Annotated in this window: 1 pseudogene; it reads right to left on the bottom strand. The window is 39.9% G+C overall.

Features of this window, described 5'->3' with window-relative positions:
* A pseudogene (locus SLH33_RS12945) lies at window positions 1–967 on the bottom strand (SprB repeat-containing protein); the annotation flags it as partial.

Below are 967 nucleotides of genomic sequence, written 5' to 3'. Positions count from 1 at the left end.
GCTGCCAAAACAAATGTTATCAACACTTGCTACTGCACTGAAATTAGGCTGAATTGATGGGGCTACAACAACAGCTACTGTATTTGAACATACTGGCGTTGCTGCCATATCAAATACTTCAATTGTATATGTATCAGCTGTACTTACAGGGAAACTTACTGTGGTTCCTCCTGTGCTTGTTTGCGCTACAACTGTTCCTCCTAAGCTGTTTACTACTGAATACTCATAAGTACCTGATCCTGATGTAATATTGATCTCTATTACTCCATCTGGACTTGCACTACAGTCTATATTCTTTGTCTGAATTGCTGTAAAGGCTAAATTAGGTGTAATAGTTACTAATGGACTTCCTATTGCTGTTCCTGGACAGTTGTTACTATCTACTACGGATACTGAATAATCGCCTGCTGCTACATTGGTAAAGGTATGTGCTGCTGTACCACTTGCTGTTGATACTATAGCACTAGTAGCTGTGTTTGTTAAGGTGAAGGTATACGTACCTGTTCCTCCTATTGGAGTTACCGTAATACTTCCTCCTGTACTACTATCACATGAATTATCATCTTTCACTACTGTAAATTCAACTAATGTAGTATTTGCAACCGTTTCTGTTACTGTTACCTCACATCCGTTTGCATCTCTTACAGTAATATCATACGTACCTGACGTTAAATTGTTAAATACGTTGTTACTACTAAATGCTACTGCTGGTGATGTTCCTGTTACTGGTGTTAAACTATACGTATAACCTCCCCAACCATCTGATCCGGTAGCTGTGATACTTCCATCTCCTCCATTAAAACAACTTACACCTACTGGAGTTGTTGCTAATGCTAATGGATCTGTTGGCTCATCTATGGTTACTGTTGGTGAAGTTACTGGACAGAATGGACTATCGGTCATCGATACTACTACATAGTACTCGCCTGCTGGTAATAATGTTACCGAACTGCCGCCTGTAGCTCCT

Origin of the sequence: Tenacibaculum sp. IB213877, from assembly GCF_034043975.1 — a bacterium.
Taxonomy (GTDB): domain Bacteria; phylum Bacteroidota; class Bacteroidia; order Flavobacteriales; family Flavobacteriaceae; genus Polaribacter.
Note: the sequence above shows the minus strand (reverse complement) of the source record. Positions and strands in the feature narration are given on the sequence as shown.